Origin of the sequence: Calothrix sp. PCC 7507, assembly GCF_000316575.1 — a bacterium.
Taxonomy (GTDB): domain Bacteria; phylum Cyanobacteriota; class Cyanobacteriia; order Cyanobacteriales; family Nostocaceae; genus Fortiea.
Genome location: NC_019682.1, coordinates 370,126 through 393,459 on the forward strand (window position 1 = coordinate 370,126; position 23,334 = coordinate 393,459).

Annotated in this window: 20 protein-coding genes; all 20 read right to left on the bottom strand. The window is 38.3% G+C overall.

Translation table 11 applies throughout. The features are described from left to right. Positions 1-23 precede the first annotated feature (23 nt). The 20 genes from CAL7507_RS01710 to CAL7507_RS01805 all read right to left on the bottom strand — a co-directional run bounded on the left by CAL7507_RS01710 (position 24) and on the right by CAL7507_RS01805 (position 21,868). Entirely contained in the window at positions 24-911 is an 888-nt protein-coding gene (locus CAL7507_RS01710; protein ID WP_015126690.1) for a glycosyltransferase family 2 protein, read from the bottom strand. 9 nt (positions 912-920) lie between these two features. Continuing rightward, positions 921-2,006, bottom strand: a complete 1,086-nt coding sequence (locus CAL7507_RS01715) for a hypothetical protein (protein ID WP_015126691.1) — start codon at positions 2,004-2,006, stop codon at positions 921-923. Positions 2,007-2,014: 8 nt separating this feature from the next. Beyond that, entirely contained in the window at positions 2,015-3,112 is a 1,098-nt protein-coding gene (locus tag CAL7507_RS01720; protein WP_015126692.1) for a glycosyltransferase family 4 protein, read from the bottom strand. Positions 3,113-3,202: 90 nt separating this feature from the next. Then, complete coding sequence (locus CAL7507_RS01725) at positions 3,203-4,327, bottom strand: glycosyltransferase family 4 protein (RefSeq protein ID WP_015126693.1); 1,125 nt, start codon at positions 4,325-4,327, stop codon at positions 3,203-3,205. Positions 4,328-4,356: 29 nt separating this feature from the next. After that, a complete protein-coding gene (locus CAL7507_RS01730) occupies positions 4,357-5,346 on the bottom strand; it encodes a glycosyltransferase family 2 protein (RefSeq protein WP_015126694.1) in 990 nt (329 codons plus the stop codon). Positions 5,347-5,375: 29 nt separating this feature from the next. Further along, positions 5,376-6,587, bottom strand: a complete 1,212-nt coding sequence (locus CAL7507_RS01735; protein WP_015126695.1) for a glycosyltransferase — start codon at positions 6,585-6,587, stop codon at positions 5,376-5,378. A gap of 38 nt (positions 6,588-6,625) precedes the next feature. Beyond that, entirely contained in the window at positions 6,626-7,492 is an 867-nt protein-coding gene (locus CAL7507_RS01740) for a glycosyltransferase family 2 protein (RefSeq protein WP_015126696.1), read from the bottom strand. A gap of 5 nt (positions 7,493-7,497) precedes the next feature. After that, positions 7,498-8,673 (bottom strand): glycosyltransferase family 4 protein, encoded by a 1,176-nt coding sequence (locus CAL7507_RS01745; RefSeq protein WP_015126697.1) that lies wholly within the window; start codon positions 8,671-8,673, stop codon positions 7,498-7,500. A gap of 51 nt (positions 8,674-8,724) precedes the next feature. Continuing rightward, the gene (locus CAL7507_RS01750; RefSeq protein WP_015126698.1) at positions 8,725-9,954 is read right to left on the bottom strand and encodes a hypothetical protein; all 1,230 of its coding nucleotides are present in this window, start codon (positions 9,952-9,954) and stop codon (positions 8,725-8,727) included. 17 nt (positions 9,955-9,971) lie between these two features. After that, the gene (locus CAL7507_RS01755; protein ID WP_015126699.1) at positions 9,972-10,952 is read right to left on the bottom strand and encodes a hypothetical protein; all 981 of its coding nucleotides are present in this window, start codon (positions 10,950-10,952) and stop codon (positions 9,972-9,974) included. Between the two features lie 36 nt (positions 10,953-10,988). Further along, positions 10,989-12,041, bottom strand: coding sequence for an NAD-dependent epimerase/dehydratase family protein (locus tag CAL7507_RS01760; RefSeq protein ID WP_015126700.1), 1,053 nt, complete (start codon positions 12,039-12,041; stop codon positions 10,989-10,991). 112 nt (positions 12,042-12,153) lie between these two features. Next, a complete protein-coding gene (locus tag CAL7507_RS01765; protein ID WP_015126701.1) occupies positions 12,154-13,053 on the bottom strand; it encodes a glycosyltransferase in 900 nt (299 codons plus the stop codon). 37 nt (positions 13,054-13,090) lie between these two features. Beyond that, complete coding sequence (locus tag CAL7507_RS01770; protein ID WP_015126702.1) at positions 13,091-14,167, bottom strand: glycosyltransferase family 4 protein; 1,077 nt, start codon at positions 14,165-14,167, stop codon at positions 13,091-13,093. A gap of 41 nt (positions 14,168-14,208) precedes the next feature. Next, the gene (locus CAL7507_RS01775; RefSeq protein ID WP_015126703.1) at positions 14,209-15,366 is read right to left on the bottom strand and encodes a glycosyltransferase family 4 protein; all 1,158 of its coding nucleotides are present in this window, start codon (positions 15,364-15,366) and stop codon (positions 14,209-14,211) included. Positions 15,367-15,538: 172 nt separating this feature from the next. Then, the gene (locus CAL7507_RS32910) at positions 15,539-16,828 is read right to left on the bottom strand and encodes a polysaccharide ABC transporter ATP-binding protein (protein WP_015126704.1); all 1,290 of its coding nucleotides are present in this window, start codon (positions 16,826-16,828) and stop codon (positions 15,539-15,541) included. A gap of 210 nt (positions 16,829-17,038) precedes the next feature. Beyond that, the gene (locus CAL7507_RS01785) at positions 17,039-17,875 is read right to left on the bottom strand and encodes an ABC transporter permease (protein ID WP_015126705.1); all 837 of its coding nucleotides are present in this window, start codon (positions 17,873-17,875) and stop codon (positions 17,039-17,041) included. A gap of 1 nt (position 17,876) precedes the next feature. Continuing rightward, entirely contained in the window at positions 17,877-18,848 is a 972-nt protein-coding gene (locus CAL7507_RS01790; protein ID WP_015126706.1) for a GDP-mannose 4,6-dehydratase, read from the bottom strand. Positions 18,849-18,924: 76 nt separating this feature from the next. Continuing rightward, positions 18,925-19,746: a Uma2 family endonuclease gene (locus CAL7507_RS01795; protein ID WP_015126707.1), complete on the bottom strand. Its 822-nt coding sequence runs from the start codon at positions 19,744-19,746 to the stop codon at positions 18,925-18,927. Positions 19,747-19,790: 44 nt separating this feature from the next. Then, positions 19,791-20,216, bottom strand: a complete 426-nt coding sequence (locus CAL7507_RS01800; protein WP_015126708.1) for a hypothetical protein — start codon at positions 20,214-20,216, stop codon at positions 19,791-19,793. A gap of 212 nt (positions 20,217-20,428) precedes the next feature. Next, positions 20,429-21,868: a glycosyltransferase family 4 protein gene (locus CAL7507_RS01805; RefSeq protein ID WP_015126709.1), complete on the bottom strand. Its 1,440-nt coding sequence runs from the start codon at positions 21,866-21,868 to the stop codon at positions 20,429-20,431. Positions 21,869-23,334 lie beyond the last annotated feature (1,466 nt).

Sequence of the window (23,334 nt, forward strand, 5' to 3'; positions counted from 1 at the left end):
GTGTTCTCATAGATGAAACATAGTCATAGCATGATAACTTCCTTAAGTAGTTGTTGTCTGCCATATAGCTTATCTTCAAGAGTTTCAGGATCTTTGATTACCAATTTGCCTGCTATTCTCAAAAAACCGTACTCAAGTACATAACGAGTTAGTAGTCCAGCTTTTAATAGCCAAGGTTGTGGTAAATGTCCATGTTTTGCTAACAAACGCCATCGATTTCTCTGATGACGCAAAACCCGTTTAGCTGTAGTTTGATAACTACCTCCACCTTTGTGATATGCAACTAAATTGGGATCAACTTGTACATGCCATCCAGCGGCACGAAGTCTCATGGAAAAATCTAGATCAGCATCCAAGAAATCAAATCCTTCATCAAAACCACCAATTTCTTCAAAGGCGATTCTTCGCACAGCTATGCCACAGGAATGGAGACATGGAGGGGCTTCTATTCTGTGCTTAAACTTAGTATTATATACTGCTGATAACCTTTGTCCAAGCAATAATTCGAGTGCATTCGGTTCTCTACTATAAGCACCTGTAGGTTGACCTTGCTCATCTACGAGTTTAAAACCCACAACCCCTAATTGTGGGTTGCTGGCAAATAATTTGGCAAGTGGTTGAGTCAAATCCATTAAGGGATAAGCATCACTGTCCAAGAGAAGAATTACATCTTCTTGCAAATGGCTAAAACCAATGTTTACACTAGTCACATATCCACGATTTTCAGAATTGTAAATTACTCGTACTTTATCAGGTAGATTCTTATCGGGTGCTTTTTGTTCCGAGGCATCATCAACAACTAAAATCTCTGTAAGACTATCCTTAGACCAATGATCAAGCTCTTGAGTACAGAAAGTTGTCAGTTCCCAAGTGTTGTAATTAGTTATCAGGGCAGAAAAACTGATGATCATAAATTTGTATTAAATTATCATTACTGAATTACTGAATAAGTATTTATCAAATGTCTGGATATGTACTGACAAGTTGTGAGTTTGATACCAGGAATAAGCATTATCTGCGATCGCCTGCATATCCACGTCATTTTCTTGAGGATTAGGAACCCAATAATGTTTACCTGGTTCTATACCATCAACTATTGAGGTGCTGCCTGTAGCATTTATAGGCAATAATCGATGGGCACAGTAAGCAGCAAAAATAGTTGATTTAGCTAAAAAATCGGGGTCATAGTTCGAGAAAGCAGCAACAGAATTTGCCAGAATATCACTGACTTTTTCGGCAGGTTGCTGTCCTATTTTCAAGATAGGTATTTTATTAATTGCGGATACTTTTACTTCTGTTGGAGTTCCTACATCCCAAATTTCTTGAATATTTAATTTCTGGCAAATATATTCCAAAACTGCTTGAGATTCTTGGTAAACTCTTGTACGGTTGGCAACTCCTCCAAAGACAACTAACCGCTGCTGGCGCTCTAATAAAGGAAGTACTTTATCTGGTTCACCAATGTTTGAAAAAACTGGTAGGAAGGGAACTTCTTGATGCTTACCTCGGCTAATATTAGCAATGATTTCAGCATAGAGTTGTTTACTGGTAATACAGCGATCGCTCAACCTTGACAACCTGGCTGCTAAATTTCTCTGCAAGGATGATAACCAAAAAGTACTTGTCCAAGGTGGGCCAGAAGCAGAGACTTCATGGAACATCGTCACGAGCGATCGCTGAGGAAATAAACTTTGCCCACGCTGTAACCCGTCAACTAACCAAACTGGACAGCCCCGCTTTGCGTAGCCGTAGCCTACGTAATGTAGCAGAATGGTAGAGGAGCGATCGCCTGATAATAAAGTTAGCAGTGCATCAGCAGAGCGATCGCTAACTTGACTAACAGGAAACCCTGCAATCTTATCTGCACCATTCCAGTCAGGATCACCCACAATAAAATGAGTTTGAATATTAAATTCCTGGTGAAGCTGACGAGCTAAATTTAGTGCATAGTCTCCTACACCATCAATTGCGGGAGGAAGCTTGGGAATAATAGAAATAACTTGCATGAGTTTTATTAGTTCTGCTTTAATAAGGCTTCTATGCGATCTACCACTTCTACAGACACCTCTTTCCATGAGTGGTTTTGCATTGAAGCTTTAGCATTCCTTCCCAAACTTATTCTCAAATTACTATCAATAACACAGTCTTCTATTAGAGCAGCTAACTTTTCAGCATCACCTGGTTCATATAGTAATCCGTTATAGCCATGACGGATTATATCTTTTTGACCACAGCAATTGGTAGTAATACAACATTTTCCTGCCGCCATTGCTTGAAGCAGTGCTAAAGATTGACCTTCAAAAAAACTGGGTAAAATAAAGATTTGAGAACGAGCAAGCAGATTAATTTCATCTGATGCTAGAAATTTAGGAATTATTTCTAGATAGGGGTGTATTTCCTTTGGCCAAGAAGCTAAAACAGTTTCACTATCAAAAACTGTACCCGCTATTAACCAATGTGGATATAAGCCCCGTTTCTGTAAAATTTGAGCAGCATCAATTAGTGTTTTAATTCCTTTACGTTCTATCCAAGAACCAGTAAAAAGGATAGTAGGTGTATGTTTAATCTCAGATGTTTTCTCCCCATCAAATTCATAGGGATAAACTCCATTTTCAAATAGAAAAATATTTCTTATATCTCGATGATAATACTTTTGTACAAAATCACAATCTTCCTGGTTCAAGAGTAGTAGAAGATTTGCTTTTCTTAAGCCTGAGTCACAATGACGTAACCTCCATAAAGGAAAAAGAAGTTTTGTCCGCAATTTTAACTTTTGAGTTGTTCCATATTTTCCTTGCAAATTTAGGTTCCAGCCTCTGCGTTCTACACCATGACTGACTAGCACAGTCGGGATATTAAAATCCAGAAAAACTCCTGAAGCAGGTTCATGGACTATAAAGGCGGATGCAGTGCGACCTAACTGGCGATAAAATCGACGAGATGCACGAGGGAAAAGTGCTGCATGAGGAAGTGGACCCACTTGTTTAGGCCCAATGTGGAGAAATTCGTAACCCCGTCTTTCAAATTCATTCTTCCAATGCCATGAAACTCGCCCCATTCCAGATTGCTCAGAAACATCTGTCTCGGCAATATGAACAATTAGTTTTTTCACAGTTTTAAGAGTTAGACTAAGTGAAATTATTGTCTATTATTTAAGATTGTTCTGGTTGATTTTTCTATATTTAAGTAATAGCGTAGAATTTTACAAACATTCGTCAAAGACACTGACAAGCTTACGGCAATTAATCTTGGCATCAAATGTTTCCTTGGCAATTTTTCGACCGGCAAGTCCCATAGACAGCCTTAGCTCAGGAGAATCCACTAATTTACGGAGAACACCATACAAAGAATTTTTATCTTTAGGGGGAATTGTAAAACCATTGACTCCATTTTTAACTAGTTCTGGAACAGCCATGACTTTAGTACCTATGCAAGGCAATCCAGATGCCATTGCTTCAATAAAAACTACTCCATAAACATCTTCGTGAGTTGGTAAAACAAATATATCTGCATCTTGATAAAGTTGAAACAACTCAGGAGACATGGGACGAATGCCTTTATGGAGTTGAATACTGGGTATTTCAGGAATATCTATAGATGCATTGGTAACTATGTTTAATTCACAGGTATCAATAAAGTGTTCTAAGAAAATATTTAGTAGATCATATCCACCTTTACGAGTAAAGTCATTGCCAACAAATAGCAAGCGAGTTTTATTGCTGGTTAAATTTCTGGGTCGTTGAATAATTTCAAACTGCTCTAGAGGCATTCCGTATGGAATAGTTGTCACCTTTTTTGGCGAGATAGCATAATCCTCAATTACAGACTGTCTCGCCCAATCAGAACAAGCAACAATATGAGCAGCATTTTCAAAGCATTGTTTTTCTAGAGCTAAGATTGGTTGATAAGTAATATTAGCAGGTGATGAATGACTAGCAGCAATGGGAGCAGTGGTGCAATCAATAGAAATTACAGATGGAATTTTTCGGAATAGAGAGGCTGAGAGTAAAGCAATACCTTGTGTATGTATATGCAGTAAATCGGGTTGATACTTTTTAATAGCTTGTGCCAAACAACGATGAGCAAAAAACGAGTTAGCTACTTCTGTCCGCAACCGATGAAAGTCATAATCTGTTTTACTAGAACCTGGAAATCTTTGCCTCAAAAGCAAATGTACAAGCCTTCCTAAAAAATCTTCCTTATAGTAGTCTGTTAGATGTAGTGAATAAAGTTCTACTTCTGGTATACTTTCTCGAAAAGTTTTTTCCAGAATGTTCTGATATGTAATATGACCTAAGATATAACAATTTAAGCTTAATATTCTCATAGTTTATTTAATTTATATAAAAGGCTTTATTAATTAGTTAACAAACTTTTAATCGTCACTAAACATTTAGTTATTAAATCACTCAGCTTATCCAGATATTTTGGAGGTGTAAAAATCCGATTATCAGGGATATTTTCTATACCTAATGATTTCGCATATAAACGACAAGATTCCCAATCAAATTTCCAAATATCATCAAACCAAAATCGTAAGTATCCATATTGGCTAAAATATTTAAGAACTTCAAAATCTTGCCAGTAATATTTTTTGTTTTCAACAGTATGCATATCAATCCCAAGTTCTTCCCACTTGCAAAACCATTCTTTTGGGGATTGACTTAACCTGTCTTTTGATATGACATCTCTATTGAACACATATGCTCGACGCCGAGTTATTAGTGAGTGAGTACTGAAGATATTCTCTAAAACAGAGTAATATCTCATCTTAGCTTGTTGCCCGCTGATGCGACTTAAAGCATAATGGAGTATTTTGACATCATGGATATGTAAAATAGAACTATATTCTGGTTGAGGAATTCGGATACTGTGAATTTTTTTGGGTTGATGTTCTGCACCATCATCTACGTATCCCAACGGCCAGGGATAATCATATCGAAGACACTGATCTGGTGTCAGGTAAAGTTCTGGCTTTTCAAAGCATAAAACCGTCCCAGGTTTTGCCCTGAGCATTGCCTGCCATCCAGAGGTTTGAGTAGCATTAGCTGCAAGAATTTCATCTGCATCTAAAGCCAAGAGTATTTTATGTTCGGGAACAAGTTCTCTAGCTGTATTGATCAGCAGTAATTGGCGTTCTGCTTCGTTAAATTTATCTGACTTATTTGCAATTAGAGTTACTTTTGGATAACGCTTACAGATATCAATACTGTTATCTGTAGAATTTTGATCAGCGATAATAATATGATCTGCAAACTGGCTAGTAACAGATAAAAAACGGTCTAATATCCACTCCTCATTCTTAATTGGTGTAATTACAACAATTTTAGGAATATTTTTGGTCATAAATGTCAAATATTTTTATAATAAATTCATTAGGGTCGATTAAGTAACTTTCCATAAGCAGATTTTATAGCCATACCTGTGCCTGTCCAGCGCAGAAAATCAAATGCCAAATCTTTAGGAGTATCCCAAGTAGATAGGATACTAGAATCAATTGGTTTACCAGATAGTGATTGAATCCAGGCATCAGAAATACTCTGCTGATTAAACTTACTTCTTGCAAATTCACCGGCAAGTTTTCCATTCTCAGCTACTGCTTCCATATGAGAAAGACCATGCAAAATCAAATCTCCTAATGCTTCAGGTGATTTTCCATTTGTGAGAGTTTTTAATTGACCTTGGTAAACTGTTTCTTTAAGGCCACCTGCGGCTATACCAAATACAGTGCGATCGCACGCTTGTGCTTCAACTGCAGAGCAGCAAAAAGTCTCAGGGGAACTCCATGATGGATTGACGATTACAGCCCAAGACTCACAAATTGTTTTGTGTAGTTCTTGTGGCGGTAAAGCTCCTAGAAATTGAGGTTGATATTTTTCTGGTAGAGTTTTGAGCCAAGGCTGAATCTGCTTTGTCTCAAAGTCAGACTCTGCAATTCCCATAGCACCAAGTTTTATATCAGCTCCTTTGTGTATATTAATGCCGCCTGCGATCGCTAGCTGTAAATTGACCTGCTTCTGCACTATGTATGACCATATTTGCATCAATTCTACAAAGCCTTTGCTAGGTGTAATAGCACCTACAAACAAAAGTTGATGCTGAACTTGTGCTTTCTTCGGCACAAATACTGCACAATAAGGATTATAAATAAATTTTATTTTTTCCTGCCATCCATTTATAGCTCTATAAATATTTGCTTGATAGCCTGAAGGAGCAATAACACGATAACCACCGCTATTTATAAAATCATGAATAAACTTCCAAGAAGTCTGATTATGTAACCAGAGGAAAGTTTTTGATAAAACATGATTACCGAAAGTCAGTTCAAGGCTATTCCAATGAGATTGATGTACAATCAACCAATCAAATTGCTCTAATTTGGCTTTCTCATGCTGAATACATAAAAATTTTGAACTTTGACCTTCAGAAGATAAGCTCAAATAAACATCTAATCCAGCATTCGCGAGGAAACTTGCCACACGCATAATTGACCCTACCGTACCTGACACTGCTTCAATGCCATGAAGAACATGATCAACAGAGTTAACTTTTGGGTGGGTTATAGGTAAAGCAACTAAAACTTTCATTAATCTGAATTTTAAAAATACTTTTTAATTTTAATATTTTATCTAGCTATCTGACTGGAATTTTTCTGATTCTGCAAGATGTAAAACCAATTGATAGGCAACCCAAAAATTAAATAGCATAAAGCAAATATAGCCTTTTTAAAATGCAATCCATACATATTTCTCAATGTTAAAACCAAGTAAAATCTATAAGCTTTTAGTGTAAAGAGGAATTGCCCCCCATTTTCACTAACAATCTGATGTTTATTGACATGATAAGCCCAATTGGCAGATTGTTTAGGAATACGGGCGATGAGATTTTTGAGAGACATTACTCTCACTGGATGGTATAATTTAGCTCCTGGAACAAAATTAATCTTAGTAATTTTTTCGACCCGAATTTTTAAGTCTTGGTCTTCATGAGCAGCAAGTAAATAGTTAGAATCAAAACCGCTGATGCTCTCAAACAGTTGTTGCTGTAACGCAATATTGGCAGACCAAAAAAGTCCTCCTTCGGTGTTGACTGGACACTCAGCTAAGTCCTGATTGAGATTTCCCAATGGATAAATCGCACCTTCTAAAGCAAGTGACGATCCTTTCGTGGCTTCCGCATATGCTTCTAGCCAATGAGGCTCAGGTAAACAATCATCATCTGTAAAAGCCAACCAATCTCCTTGAGCATACTTGGCTCCATTATTGCGGTTTGCTGCTGGGCCTTTGCGAGGACCAGCAACCCATTTTGCCCAAGGGTATTGCTGCTGAATTATTTCCTGAGCAGTGGTCTGATAACCATCATCAGTTACAATTACTTCATATTGGTCTGCGGAAAATGTTTGCACATCTGGAGCGAGGCAATCTAGGCATTTTGCTAATAAATCATTGCGATGATAGGTTGGGACTATGACACTGAACTTAATTTGACTCATGTTGTTTATAAACTTGAATTAAGTTTTTCTTGATCAGCAGTGGCTAAATTGTTGACAGCACAACGATGTATCATGCTTACGTAGGAAGAACGCAGACTATCCCAGCTAAAATATTCATAGACCAATTGATGTCGTCGATACTTAGAAATATCATCATTTTGACTTAAAGCCTGGGAAATAAGACTCGTCAAGCTGCCAGGTAATTGAAAGTTGGCTAAATATCCTTCTTCCTTGAGGACAAAGCGCGTTACCTCATAATCATGAGCTAAACAAGGCAAGCCATAAGACATTGCTTCCAGGAATACACGCCCGAAGCCTTCACCTAAAGAAGCCAGCACAAAAGCGTCTGACACTTGATAGTAATCAGCAACTTCATGAGCAGCAACTGTTCTTATTTGAAATTTGTCTGGCTCTAGTAATTTATTACCTAATTCTAAAACTTCTGGAGATTCAGCTTCCATCTGACCCAAGATTAACAAATAGGGATGCGGCTTTGGTAACTGAGCAACTTCACGGATTAAGTAATCCATCCGCTTGTGAGATTTATTAATCGCTCCTACTGATAAGATAATTGGTAAATCATTTGGTAATTCTAACTTCCGTTTCAAACTGGCTTTTTCAGCAACAGTTAATATTTTAAATTGAGAATATATATTTATACCATAAGATACTAAGCTTTGCTTTTCTAAAGGTTCACCTACTTCTACAGCAGCTTGCAGATGGATAGGTACTACTTGCTGCACATGATCCCAACGGTGAAAAGGAGGTGATAAAGGACCACCGTTAGAAAAGAGAAGTTTATAGGGTTGTCCTGTTAATTTTCGCCAGTGCCAGAGAAAATTTCCTATTGCACCATCACTGAAGTAAATTACATCAGGTTGCTGTTGATAAATATGAGGTATTAGGCTACAACTAAACGATGTTTGCTCAATAAAATAGGAACCTCTGCCTGTTAATTTGCCCAAATGAATTCCTAACGGACTCTCGCGAGGAAAGTTACCTAATGAAATTTGGTTAGGAGTGGATTTCCCTCCTCCTTTAAACAGTGTGACATCTAATTCTGGAGATGAGGACAAAGCGTCAAAGCACTCTTGAGTAAAGGACTCGAAGCCTCGTTTAACATGGCCAAGTCCAGAACAAACAATAAAAACTTTAATTGTTTTATTATTAAAATAGCTCATTTAATTTTGGATATTTTATATATTTTTTCATCGCTTGAATAGCACTACTTACTATGCTTGCAACTTAATAAAATCGTATAATTTAGATTTAACTATATTAGTCTCAAAATGATTTTGAACAACCTCAAATGCATTTTTAGTAAGTATATATAGTTCTGAATAATTTTGAATTTGCTTCAGCAAACTTTTCTTAATTTCCGTTACATTATTAGTCTCAAAGACTAAACCACAGTTCCAATACTTAAGGAACAGATTACAAGCTGCATAGCTAGGACCACAAGACAAAATTGGTCGCCCTGATACCATATAATCTGTTAATTTAGTTTGAACAGAACTACGAGTAAGATGAGAATTTTCGGGTAAAAATGAAGATGCGGCAAGCAACAAATTAGCTTTCTGCAAATGTTGATTTAGCTGCTTATATGGTACTAGAGAACCATAAGTAACTTGCCATTTTTCCCAATTATTTCGGTAAATGTCCCAGAAATTGGGGGCTGTGTGAAGCACTAGCTCAATATCTACACCATCGCGTCTCAACTCATAAATTGCTTCTGCTACCACTGCTACAGCATCATAGTGCATAGGCCAGATAGCACCAGCGTAAACCACCCGAAATTTATCTCTGGAATCAGGTGTCAAATCAGGAAATTTTTTGTTAGATAAGTCTACTGGATTATGGACGATAAGCGATCGCTTAGGTGTGATTTCATATCGCTCTACCAATTCTTTTTCCAACTGAGGGCTAATCATCAACCAACCTGCTGCTTGCTTTAGCAAAAAGCGACAAACTGACTGTATATTTCCAGTCAACCAGCGGCTATGATGTAAAGCAACCCAATCATCCATAAAGTAGATCAGATAGGGAGTATTAAAGTACTGAATCACTTTATATCCCATCACCAGACCTAAAGGACTGTTAGGACATATTAGTATAACTTCTGGGGAAAAATTAGCAATCTTTTGATAGCTAGCTAAGGGTAACCAGTCAATCAGTTGATAGTTAAAACTTTCAATCCAGGAATTTAACGATAAACCAACGCGATTTTTCAGGTATGGAAAAAATCTTTCTGGAAATGCTGCAACGTTTTTCTGAAATATGGCATCAGTCGGATTACTTTTTAGACTTTGGTCTGGAGCATAAAGCATAAAGCGATCGGCAGGATAGCCCTCTAAAAGATTAAAGAGAGTACGATTAATCCCAGTTCCTTCCTGACTTAGAGAAACTTCGCTCACCAACAAAAGCCTGGGTAAATTATTTTCTATATAGCTAAGTTTTAGCATTGATTTTTACTTTATGATTACCAATAGCATCCTTCTTCAACCCTTGTAAAATTCTGTGGTGTTTCTGAAGTAAGAGGACGTACCCAGTGTTCATTGAATAGCTGTTGATAGAAGAGACGTTCATCCCATCTAGCACCTCTAATACCAAAGAGAATTTGAGTTGCACCTCCTAAGTGAATAGCTTTTTTACCTAGCTTTTTAACAAAAGCTGCTAGAGGCAGTCCATAGGCACCTGCGCCAATAATTGCAATATCAAATTGTGTATTCACTATCTGATCACACATGTGGTTAAGGGCATCAAACCAATTGTTGAAATTTGCATTGTTTCCAGCGATTGATTGAATTGCTTTGATAGTTTTTAGTTCAAAATCAGGTAAAATATTTGGCTGCTTAAACAAAAGTTTTCTTTTTAGATATTGACTTTGAATGCTGTGTTCAAAAGGATGTATCACTAACACAGTTTTACCATTCAAAACCTCAGACCAAGGATGCTCGTGGCAGTAAGGTTCTAAATCTATAAGAGGTACTCGAACTGCATTATGCAAAAAACTGCTCACAAATTGCTCACCATTAAGCCATGAACCAAGGACATCAATATTTTGAATATCTTGGATTGTCCGCTCACAAAATTTATACAAAAGATGCTTATCGGCGGGGAAAAAACCTGAAGCATTACACATGTTATTAACAACATCATCCTCCCACCAAAAATATCCGATTTTCCCTCTTATATAAAGAAGAGAATCTTTTAATAGGTTTTTAGAATTAACAATATTTAAATATGTTATTATTGCTGACATTTCCGTAGCACCTAAACGGGAGATCATACACGGTTGATTGCGAATTAGAAGCTCTTTAATATAATCACCAGCTTGTTGATCTTGATAGTGATAATGAGAAATGTAGTTATCAGGAATATCTTCAGGCATCAGGTTAGGATACTTGTTTAAATAGATATATCTGAGCTTATGTAAACAGCGAGTAGCAATTCTGTTCATATCTAATTTGTATATCCTTAATGTTTTGTTAATGAACTATTTCAACCGCACTTGCCATGATTTAGTAATCTCTGTAAAAATATCAGTTAATGACTTAGTAATTGACCACTGGGGATAATGCTGTTGCATTTTACGCAAATCGCTGTAATAGCAAATGTGATCACCCTCACGGTTTTTATCTATATATTCATATTGCATTGGTTTACCTGAAAGAGAAGAAACAATGTCGAAGGCTTCCAGGATAGAACAGGTATTATTTTTACCACCTCCCAGATTATAAACTTCTCCAGAACGAGGATTGTTGATAAATACTTCTATGAAACGAGCCACATCATAGGAGTGAATGTTATCACGAACTTGCTTACCTTTATAGCCAAAAATCTTGTAAGTACGCCCTTCTAAATTTGACTTCACTAGATAGCTAAGAAACCCATGTAGCTCAACTCCTGAATGATTTGGACCCGTTAAACAACCACCCCGCAAGCAACAGGTTTTCAATCCAAAGTAGCGTCCATATTCCTGTACCATGACATCGGCAGCTACTTTAGAAGCGCCAAAAATTGAGTGTTTAGATTGGTCAATCCGGAAAGTCTCAGGAATGCCATATTCATAATTTGAGTCAGCATAGTCCCAACGGGTATCTAACTCCAACATGGGGATTTCGTTAGGAGCATCACCGTAGACTTTATTAGTGGAGAGATGGACAAAGGGGGCTTCAGGAGCAAACTGGCGAATTGCTTCTAAGAGGTTCAAAGTCCCGACAGCATTAGTGTCAAAGTCATCAAAGGGGATTTTGGCTGCGAGATCGTGGCTAGGCTGGGCGGCGGTATGGACGATCGCATCTGGTCTTAAACTATCAATTAGGTCTAACACACCTTGGCGATCGCGTATATCCACTTCATGATGTACAAAACCTTTAATTAAGGACTGCAACCTTTGTTGGTTCCAGCGAGTATCTCCTTGAGTACCAAAGAAAACCGCTCTTTGGTTATTGTCAACACCATGAATTTGCCAGCCAAGAGTAGCAAAATAAAGGCATACCTCAGAGCCTATCAGTCCTGAGGAACCTGTAACAAGCAGTTTATTCATTCTCTTAATCTCTGTTTTTTGGAATTACTAAGGTAGAAAATATTATGGGAATTTGACTAGAGTTCTACACTGAAAAATAAAGCCTTATTTGCTAAATTAGCAGTTGAGATTTCTAAAGTTCTTGTAACGCAATTTTTATCCCTCTTTGTTGTGCTTTGTAAAAGCGGCGTTCTCTTGGAGACATCCTACAAAAGCGATACCAGTCTGCCAATTTACTCTGCCAAGATTTTTTTAATTGAGGTAATTTGCCTCGATATGATTCGACAATAATTCCTGAATATGTAGACGATTCTATTAATCGTAACAGGTACTCTTCTGTTAGTCGTGTAGCAGGCATCAAATGCATTAATTTTAATTTAGCAAAGCGACCTGTACCGTAACCAAGATCACAAGCTGTAAATGCCATATCTGAATCCTCATAGGAGGTAAGTTTTTGACCTTTGCGACCCATACTTTGTCTTTGAGAGTCTTGTTTAACTAGTTCACTATATTTCTCGGCCACGAACTTCCGAATACACATACCAGCACCACATGGTGTAGTTTCATACTGGTTAACCAAATTTGACCATTGATCTTGATCAAATTCTTTAATTGCTAAAGCAATCCAGTAGGGTTTTGTCCACTCTGGTGGTGTTTCTTCAAACTGAGGAATTACCTGTCCTCCCCAAACTCCAATAAATGGATAGTCTTTACTAATTTGCCAAGTAGTTTCCAAGTAGTTTAATTCTAGGAGATTATCATCATCTACAAAAACTAAAACCTCAGCTTTAGCTTCTTTAATACCTCTTAATCTTGCAGGAGTTAAACCAAGCTGATTTTCACGAATGTGTCGAGCATCAGGATGCCAACTTAAATCAATCACTGTAGCCAAAACACTATCACTAGCATTATCAATTAATAAAAGTTCCCATAAATCCAATGATAGAGTTTGTTGTTTAAGTGTTTGTAAGACTTTTTCTAGATAATCTAACCTGGGATTATATGTACAAATAATGACACTTATTTTAGGCATAATTTATAATAAATAAAAATAATTATTCTACAGGGTTTCAAGATTTACTGTCATAAAGCTTCGAGACCTGTTCTGCAACTTTTTGCCAACTAAAATTTTCTTCCACAAAAATTCTGGACTTAGTTCCTCTTCGGCGACACTCCTCTAAGTCATCTGCAAGTGAGAGAATAGCTTCTGACATACCAACAATATCTCCACTAGGAAGCAAATTAGCAAAGGTTGGTTGAGTATAATCAACAGCACCACCTACTGCATTGCTAACGATTGGTAAACCACAAGCCATTGCTTCCAATATGGCATTGTTTGCAGTGCAGTCAATTAGCGGCAGAAATAACAAATCAGATTGGCGATACAAATCACGAAGGTCTTGATCTGAGAGATTAGTGTACCATCTCACCTGAGAGTGACGTGAAATTAGCTGAAATTCAGGCAGATGACGTCTGTATATTGGGATAACAAGATTAAAATGAATTGTCGGATTTTTTTCAATAACTCGTTCAATCACTTTGATTAAGGTATCAAAATCCCGCAGCCATTGTCCAACAAAAATGCAGTTAAGATTGTTTGATTGTCTGCTGGGAAAATCAGATGAAATAGGTGAGAAGAAAGAAGTATCAACTCCATGCGGAATGAAATGAACTCTTCCGGGCAAATATTTATCAAAATACTCAACACTATTACTAGATAAGACAATTAATTCATCAAGTGTACTCAGTTCTTGAGGATAGCCGTGGATTGAGCGCCACCACCCAGGTGGCTGATGTACTGTCCCGATAATTCGAGTTCTTATCTTAGATTTTTGTTTGGCAATAATTCGGAAACCATCTTCAACATAGAGAACATGAAGCTGCTGAATACGGTGAAAGCGAATCTGCCAAATTGCTTTTAATTCAGCTAAAGCACTAGCGCTATTATAAAGAGGATTAGAACTAGGACTAGCCATGAGTTTGGCTAGCAACCTTCCAGTACCTTTGGGAGTTTTGGCGCGATCGCACCAGACACTAGAATAATCATTAGGATGTTCTTGCTCAAGGGTTGTACATAATTGGTCATAACCACTATGTTGACCCATATGTGAGAAGGTTTCTCGTAACCAAAGAATCTGTGAATCCATGAGTTTTTCAGATTTTAAATTATAAATATTGATTGTATTTATTACAAACGCCTTGCTAGTTTTTCTAATACATCTAAAGTCTGAACTATCATTCTATCCTCAGAAAAATCTTTGACACGAATTTGAGCATTACGACCCATTTCATCCATCTCTGTTGGATGTCTAAGTGCCCAACGAACTGATTCTAGTAAGTCACAGCTATCTCCTGTCCGAAATAAAAGACCATGAACATGATGTTCAATCACTTCTGGAATACCACTTGCATCTGAGGTGACTATAGGAAGTCCGTTGGCCATTGCTTCCAGCAATGCAAAAGGTAATCCTTCAAAACGAGTTGGAAAAATAAAAATATCAGATGCTTTCAGTAAAGCAGCGACATCTGATCTATATCCTAAGAGGAATACTCTATCTTGAACTTTATACTCATACAGGAGATTTTCTAAATACTGACGCTGAGAACCATCACCTGCCCAAATAAACCTCAAATCAGGAAAATCTTGAATTAAATGGGGGATGGCATTTATTAAATATTCATGTCCTTTCTGAAAATCTAACCGCCCAATTGTTAGCGCTAGTCGGCTATTATCTGGTATTTTTAATTCTGCACATAGCTGTTTTTTTATGTCTTTAACAAAAACATCATTTTTGTTATAATCATGAGATATTAAGCTCGCACCATTATAGATACAAAGTAGTTCATCACCAGGAATTTGAAATGAGTTGGCAATCACCTTGCGAGCATTTTCAGAAATGACAATCCACTTTTGGTGACGATTTCTTGCCCAAGTATAGGCTCGTAGAGATTTGTTGGTAAAATTTCTAGGAAGAGGCAGTTGAAAGACTACAGTAGTTGGAACTTTAAGTAGTCCACAAGCAAGAATACTCCCAAAAGCATGTTCAGGAGCAGGTAAAACAATCTGCACAACATCGGGCTTTAACTTGAGTAAGAAAATTATTGTCCAAATTGCTCGTAAGATATCTTGTAAATTAGAATTTGCATGTCCCGATTCGCCTATTTTTAACGAACAGACATTAACTTTGTTGGCAATTAAATCTCTTACTAGAGAGCTATTTTCATCAACCTGTGAAAATGCTGTGTATACTTCCCAACCTTTTTTAACTGCTGCTTGAGCAATAGTCAAAGCATATTCTTCTGCTCCCCCACGCGACTCTGAAGGTAATAAAATTAAGAATTTCATAACACTCAAAAAATAATTGCTATTTTTTTTAAGGTCTTGTCTTTAAGAACTTTGCAGGTGTTCCACCCCAAATCTCATAGGGTGGTATGCTTTTGTTAACAATACTACCAGCTGCAATAATTGCGCCTTTACCGATTGTTACACCTGGAAGAATAACAACATGAACTCATAATTAGCTAATTTCTATGATTTCTCTGGAGGACATAATTCTACCGCTGGAATTTTCAATCTGAATATTCGTGGGATTAAGAAGACTGCCAGCCTCTGGAAAGGCGACCAAATCAATCTCCTCGTTGTACTCTGCTATTTCTAATGTGCCAGCAGATGCAACATATTGAAATAATTTTAGTTTTTCAGTAAGTCCCACAACCAAAGAGTATCGACCCATGTTCAACATCAAAGTTTCTTCACGAAAAACAGCCTGATATTCCCCTGCTTGCAAAGAGTAAGGCTGACTCCAAGATTTTTTCAGTAGCACCTCATCACTAGTCATAAATCCGAAATCAATGACAAAATGCTCAACTGCTTTTTCGATAATAAAATTTATGCGAACTTGCCAAATTTTACCTGGGGGAACAGATGCAATTGGATTGCCATGTTCATCTTCAATTGTTAGCTTATAAGCATATCCGGGCATATTTTTATCTATGCTAAAAGGTAGCTCATAAGTAGATTTAACACCATCATTGTCTTCAATATAGGTCTGTAAGACGGATGTAATATCGCCCTGGCTCTTAACAATTCCTTTCTCTAAAAGAATTCCATGACTGCATAATCTACGAATTGCGGCTGCATTGTGGCTTACAAATAATACTGTCCGCCCTTCATTAGCTACATTTTCCATCTTACCCAAACATTTCTTCTGAAATTTTAAATCCCCAACTGCTAGCACCTCATCCACAATTAAAATTTCTGGTTCTAGGTGGGCTGCAACTGCAAATGCAAGCCGCACATACATTCCTGACGAGTAGCGTTTGACTGGTGTATCTAAAAACTTTTCAATTTCTGCAAAAGCAATGATTTCATCAAATTTTCGTTTTATTTCCACCTTACTCATGCCTAGAATTGCACCATTCAGAAAAACATTTTCCCGTCCGGTTAACTCTTGGTGAAATCCCGTTCCTACTTCCAACAAACTTGCAACCCGACCCTTGATTTGAATTTGTCCTCTTGTCGGTTCTGTAATTCGACTTAAAATCTTTAAGAGTGTAGATTTACCCGCACCATTACGTCCAATAATCCCCACTCTGTCGCCTTGTTTAATCTCAAAAGAGACATCCTTAAGTGCCCAGAACTCTTCTTGAGAATTTTGAATTTTGGATTTGGGGTTTTGAATTAAACTACCCAGGGATTTGACTTTATTAGTAATTACATCCCGCAATGCTGTATAGCCTTCACCTTGCTGGTGTCCAAGAATATATTTTTTACCTAGATTTTCAACTCGAATAACATTATCAGGCATTGGCTTTTCAGTTATCAGTTACTTGTACTGAGCGAAGTCGAAGTATCAGTTATCAGTTATCAAATTCACTCCCTACTAGAGAGCGATGAGGCGATCGCACTTTCACCGCTAACATCATACCAACGCAGGCGGACAAACCCCTAAGACTAATGCGATCGCACTGGAAATCCTTAGCACTATATAGGGGCGATTACTGACTACAAGTCCATATTAAATCACATCGGCAAATGTCCTTTCCATCTTGCGGAAATACCAAATCCCACTCGCAAATAACAAAGCTACTAATCCCAAAGATAAGACAAAGCCTGGTAAATATAATTTGGAATCACCACCTAAAATTGCCCAACGGAAACCATCGATTACCCCAACTATTGGATTTAAGGAGTAAAGCAACCGCCACTTTTCTGGAACAATGCTGCTGCTAAATCCTACTGGTGAAACATACAAACCAAATTGCACAATAAATGGCACAATATAACGGAAATCTCTATACTTCACATTTAAAGAAGCTAGCCATAATCCTGCGCCCATTGAAGCTGCAAAGGCAATAGCAATAAATAAAGGCAGTGTTAAAATCCGCCAACTCGGAACAAAATTATACCATGCCATTAAGCCTAATAAAATTATTCCGGAAATCATAAAGTCTACAAAGCTAACTACTACTGCACTGGTAGGTACAATCAACCGAGGAAAATAGACTTTTGAGATTAAGTTGGAATTAGAAATTAAACTGTTACTACACTCTGAGAGGGAATTAGAGAAAAACTGCCAGGGCAGCATCGCTGAAAACACTAGAATTGGATAGGGCGCACCTTGAGAAGGTAATTTGGCTAACTGTCCAAATACAACTGTAAACACTACCATCGTCAAAAATGGCCGAATTAGTGCCCAAGCAATACCAATTGCTGTTTGCTTATACCGGACTAATATATCTCGCCAAGCTAGGAAGTAAAATAACTCCCGATAGCGCCATAAATCTTTCCAATATTGTTTCTCTGTCCGTCCGGCTTCAATCACCAGTTCTGGCTGGGAAATGGTGTTTTTCATATTATTGGTTCTTTACTAAGTTGGCTAATTTTGTTTCTACCATCATTTGCACGACATCTTGCATTTTGAATTTCGCCTGCCACCCCAGTTTGTGCTTTACTTTAGCTGGATTACCTTTACCAATCGCTAAATCTGTGGGTCTGAGGAGGCTATTATCTATAACTACATGTTCGCGCCAATCTAAATTTACAAATGCAAATGCTGTGGCAACAAATTCTTCTAATAGACTACTTTTTCCTGTAGCAATCACATAATCATCAGGTTGGTCTTGTTGCAGCATTAAATACATAGCCTCAACGTATTCCGGTGCCCAACCCCAGTCACGTTGAATCTGCATATTTCCTAGATAAAGTTTTTCTTTACTACCTTGACTAATGCGACACGCACCAGCAACAATTTTTTGAGTGACAAACCGTTCTGGCCGCAAAGGAGATTCATGATTAAACAGGATGCCAGAACAGGCAAATAAATTATAAGCTTCTCTGTAGTTAGCAACTTCCCAAAAAGCGGCGGCTTTAGCCACTGCATAAGGGCTTCTGGGACGGAATGGCGTTGTTTCTTCAGCGGCTGTCCCACCAGTGTCACCAAAGCATTCACTAGAACCGGCATTGTAGAGTTTGATGGGAACACCTAGAAAACGAATTGCTTCCAGTACATTGAGAGTACCCGTGGTGATGCTTTCTAGAGTTTCTACTGGCTGTTCAAAAGATAGTCCAACAGAAGTTTGTCCGGCTAGGTTGTAAATTTCATCTGGCTGAATTTTCGTCAGCACTTGCAAGACGCTACGAAAGTCAGTTAGAGCCATTGACTCTAGCTTCACCTGCTCGCGGATACCTAAGTGAAGCAAGTTACGGAAGGAGGAGATTTGAGCATCTCGTGAAGTGCCACAGACAGTGTAGCCTTGATTGAGTAGCAACTGTGCTAGGTAGGCTCCATCTTGACCTGATATTCCACAAATAAGAGCTGTTTTCATGAGGTTTCTTTGCGTAATTAAATATACTTTGGGAAAAAGCTATACTCAATTTAGCAAAAAGCGATCGCCCCAATTTTCACTCCATCTTTTCTGGATCAATACCCAATGCTCTCAATTGTTCAGCCAAGCGTTCGGCTTTAGTGCGTTCTTGTTCTAGTTGTGACTGTGTTTGTTCCAGTTGTAACTGTACTTGTTCCATTTGCAACTGCGTTTGTTCTACCCTAGCGCGTTCTTGTTGCTGCAACTCTTGCAGGGTTGGTATCCACTGACCAGTGGTATTATACCAACGCAACCATAACCGCTCAATACCTTGATAACTGCCTGACCATAGTCCCAAACCTAATTCTAGACTAGGCATCCAAATTTTGGGAGTATCTAAGTTAATTTCACTATAGCGATCGGCAACTAATTGAAATGCTCGCAATTGGTCAGTATAACGGTCGAAAACAATATAGTAGGGAATGCGTAAAATTTGCTCATAAACTTGCCATTTTGTGGGCGGTTGATTGACATCCCTGAGAGTATCGCCTAAATCCTCCTTTTCAGTTTCCGGAGAAAGCAACTCCACTACGACAAATGGATCTACCCCTTCTTGCCAAACTACATAGCTCAAGCGTAAATCCTGTTGTTCGTATAATCTGGAGACACCTAAAACAGCAAACCAATCTGGACGTTTATACCAAAGTGGATGACGAGAGTCATAATAAAGGTTCAGGTCAGTCGCCGTAAATAGTTGTTCTGCCGGGTACGTTGGTGGAAAAAAAGTTTCCCGTAGAAGTTGCGGTTGTAGAATGTGAAATTCATCAGGCAAGCCAGGTTCCTCAGGATCTTCACTCTTGAGATCGTACATTGTCGGCAGACATTCTTTTGGAGGAAGTGGCGGATCGGTTTGGTACATGGCTTTGGTATCTAGCCCTTTAGCTATAGGTTAACCGATCAGCTTTAATTCATAAACCCAAAATCTTTAACACCTGCATAATTCAGCATTCGCGCTTGTCTGCGGGTGAACTCTCCTACAGAAGGATTCCCATTTGCTTGAATTACTCCCGTTGCTTGCTGCCACAATTCTGCTGGTGCTGCTGACAATTCATAGTGTGAATCACGCTTACGCACATGATACCACTTTGTTTGTTGGCACTCCTGACACCAAAAAGCTTCTAACCATTCGCCTTCTAAAGAAACTGTGGTTTTTGCTGCTACTAACATCAGAGCATCCCGGCGGTTGACTCCTCGTTGCTGTAGCTGTCCGGCTTGGTCAGCAAACAACCGATATTTTTGGCTCATACTCTCGATGTAGCAGCCATGTATGGGACAATAAATAGTCCGTCGCTTAGAACGTTTCCGATTTCGGTCACACCTTCTGGGCACTTCGGCCTCCTGTATCAGTGAATAAAAACAGATCACAAGAAGGTTGCGTTGGAGAGACTGAGATCAAATAGACCATCGAAGCCCAACTCCTTTATCAACAGTAAATTATTCAATTTCCCAAAAATTTGCCATCCCTGGTAATGGTACGACGTACAGCTTTTGCGGCTGCGTATAATTAAGTAGGTAAATACTCTAAGAGTCTGGGTAGACGACTATAAAATAGCCTGATTTAGCACCTTTAAATATTCTTTGGCTATGATTTCAGGCGTAAAGTTTGACTGCAAATACTGACGAGATGCTCTACCCATAAGTTCCGCTAGTTGGCGATCGCTATTCAAGAGCCGAATAAATTCAGCTAAACCATGACTATCTCCATTTTCAAAAGTAGCGCCGCATTTTGCGTCTGCAATTAGCTGATTCAAGTATGAATACTCGGAACAAATTGCTGCTACTGGTCTGCCAGTTGCTAAGGCTGGGTAAAGCTTGCTGGGAGCAACTAAACTATCCATACCAGCTTCTACGCTCACTAAAGATAGATCGCAAGCTGTGAGGGAATAGGGCAGTATTTCTTTATCTTGATATGGTAAAAATAGGAAATTGCTGAGTCTTAGTTGATTTACCTCTCGGATAAAGCTTTGTTGTTTTGGCCCACCGCCGATGCAGACAAACTGAATTGGCTCGTCTTGCAGTTGTTTGGCTGCTTCGAGAATGGTGTCCATATCATGACACCGCCCCATGTTGCCAGAATAGAGTACGGTGAATTTGTTAACTAAGTTATGCTGTTTAGCAAACCAGTTATCTTTTTTGGCGATGGGTTGGATTAAATCAGGATCTCCCCAACTGTGAATTACAGAAACCTTATCAGCTACCTCTGGACAACTGGCAATTACCCGTTGCTTCATGGCAGGACTCAGAACGATAATTCCTTGAGAATTTTGCCAAATCTTTTTGTTGAGTCCCCGCCAAACCCTGGCTAACCAGTGCTTGTGGGGAATTACCCCCAGAGCGATCGCAATATCTGGGTATATGTCATAGATTAAGCAGACATAAGACACCTTGAAACAAAGGTGAACTAAATATCCGACAATTGGCAGAAATGGCGGCGCTGAAGTCAGTAAAAAGACATTGTGTTTGCGGCTATTTCTCACTAGATGGAGAATAGCACGCAGGGTAAACAAGACGCCGTTGATAGCTTTGCCGCGAATTTGCCCAGACCAAAGTCTAGCACTGCGCGATCGCCTAATGCGGATTCTACCTAGTTGTTCCACTGCTGGAGCACTAGAAATACCGAACGCATAACCAGGTTGTCCTGTAAATACCTCAATACTTGCACCTTGTTGTTCTAAATGTCTCACCAACTCTTCAATTAACTGTCCTGTAGCAGCGTAATCCGGAGGAAAAAACTCAGTAATCACAGATAATTTCAGTAACTGTTCATACCAATTTTTATTCGCTGCTCGTGACTGCCGCCCAGAAGCAGATGAAGATGCAAACGTAGAAATATGACCTACTTTGCGGCGTTTATCAATCTTGATACCTGCTTTACTATTGTTTAGTAACTTTGTATCAGTTTTGATCAGCCACTGATTTTCAGTTTCTCTGGGTGTAGATGTCGTTGGCAAAAATTTGTTCAGCCATTCACTGAATGCCATAGCTTGTATAATCCTGTAGAAATATTTTCAGACATACAGGTGAATTGGGCAGCCCTCATCTGGGCAAAAAATTTGCCTTAGGCGCTCAATGAATTAAATTCATACCCTTTAGTCTGTGTTTGATTCTATTAATTAGGTGATATTAAATTCGAGAGTATTTCCCAAATATCACCTTTTCTAGCCTCCTCTAACAAGAAGAAACTCATTATTAGCTTTTAACAGCCTGACACCTGTTTATGGTGACTGCTCATCATAGACAAGCCCAGTTATCAAGAACTTTCACACTAGTGTGTTCACCTGCATACCCAATTTAAAATGCAGTAGCCTAGCTTGACTTTGTCTATTTAGCCATCTTTGTATAACTAAGACTTTTTCAATTTCGTTGATATCAACGTTAAGGAAAAAGACTCATGTATGTTGATAAATTATCAGCCGGACTCTATGGCTTCTCAGACCTATTGGGATAAGATTGAGTCAGAGCCGAACTGAATACTCCTAATTTGCTAAGTAGTGACGCCAGCACAAGCAAACAGGAGAGCTAATCAGTATTGTCATCAGATATTAACCCCGCCCAGAGGATTTATCTCTGTCACCGGAATTGATGGTAGCAATGGTAGTTACAGCACCGTCAGTATATATAGTCTCTGTTACTGAAATTAATGGTAGTTACAGCACTGGTTGTATATTTAGTCTTTTACAACACCGTTATTTTAATTCGTCTCTTAACTTTTTGTAGACTTGCGAATAAGTTCTTGGTAGAAAAACGCAGCAGGCAATGCACCAAACTTTTAACAACTAAAACATTCTCAAGCTAGACGAAAACAACGATGCTAAATTCCCTGGTAGAAGACAACTAGAACCGGATGTCGGCGTAACAGTCTGAGTGAGTAGATAAAATTTTCATTTCCCCTCACATGTTCTAATTTACACCACTTAAGCATATAAATTTTGGCTTGTTATGATACAAATCATTAACTTTACATAAACTTTATAAAAAAATCTGATATGTGTAGCGGTTTGATCGAGCCTGTTGGAAAAGCAAAAATAGTCGTAAACCCTTACTCCAGAAACCTAAGAGCTTTCTTTCTCAGGGGCAATGAGGCGCTTTCAGTAACGGTAATTTCACTTGCATAGTTAATATCGGCATTAACAAAATTTTTACAGTTCGATGTTAATATTTCGTTAAATGAGCTTTAATCATTGGTAACAAAACATGTATTATGATTTATTTACCGTTATAATATTTACTCAGGAAAACCTATAAATATACACTGACGTAAGTATGTAGTATTTATACGACTAAAGTTTTGAGCTTCCACCTACGCAAAATGTACACCTTTCTATAGAGAAGTTTATAGAGCCAAAACAAACCTCCGTAGGAGTCATCTTGATCAACCCGTAACCAAATTTTAATGTAGCTAGGTAATCCAGGTTGACCCAAACCAGAACGCAACTACTGAAATTAG